Annotated in this window: 1 protein-coding gene; it reads right to left on the minus strand. The window is 45.3% G+C overall.

Annotated features, from left to right (window positions below; all coding sequences use genetic code 11):
- Positions 1 to 207 precede the first annotated feature (207 nt).
- A partial coding sequence (locus AB4496_RS26925) for a PKD domain-containing protein (protein WP_372132973.1) occupies positions 208 to 949 on the minus strand: 742 nt, incomplete at its 5' end.

The raw sequence follows: 949 nt of genomic DNA on the forward strand, positions 1-949 counted from the left end.
ATCGAATGGTGGTTCAGCAAGTTTTTTACTGTGACTAAACCCCTAGTATCTTAAATTGCGACCAATAAAAAGCCCTACCGAATCGGTAGGGCTTTTGCTTACGGCTTAAATAATGACGTTTTCTTAAAACTGCTGTCTTGGCTTATATCCTGTGACAACAGTACTTAAGCTTACTTTGTAAATACGCATGACAGAGCCTGCAATGATTTACAGGTCGACCAAAATTGTCTTAGTCGTAATCCCGCCTTGGTCATCGATTATCTTCAGTGTCACCTCGTGTTTTCCGTATGAAGGGAAGATTGAAGTGAATGTGCGACCTCGTTTCACCTTTCCGTTTGGAAGTGTCCACTCGGTATCAACAATACGACCATCACTGTCTGAACTTGTTGACCACATGGTTACCCAGCGACCCAAGTGAATGTACTTCGCGCTTGCTTCTGGAAGAGCGTTTGGAGATTCAACACTCACTACGGAGCTGAACGAATCGGTATTGCCTTTGTCGTCGACAACAGTCAAGTTCACCGTGTATTCACCTGCTTGCTCGTAAGACCAAGTTGGTGTCACTTCGTTACTTGTTGTTCCGTTGCCCAAGTCCCATAGATAACTGGTGATCTCACCGTCTTGGTCTGAGCTAAAGTTACGTGCTGAAACGTTCAGGCCAGTCACATTAAGCTCGAAGTTCGCAGTAGGAGCGACGTTGTGTTGGCTTACTTTAGATAAGCGAACCACACCGTATTCGTTGTTGTCACTCTGATTCACAATATCGACCGCTAAACCAAACTCCGTCAGGATACGTCCTGAGTCTGGTGCTTGAGGCGATGTGTAATCTTGGTCATCCGAGAAGCTAGCATTGCCAACTAAACTGGTATCTTCGAGCACATCATTGTCGCTGTTTACAAGACGCATTGGAGTATGATCTTTGAGTGAAAACGCGGCATCACGAACTTGG

The sequence above is a fragment of the Vibrio sp. 10N.222.46.A1 genome (assembly GCF_041473595.1).
In the GTDB taxonomy this organism is placed as follows: domain Bacteria; phylum Pseudomonadota; class Gammaproteobacteria; order Enterobacterales; family Vibrionaceae; genus Vibrio; species Vibrio tasmaniensis_A.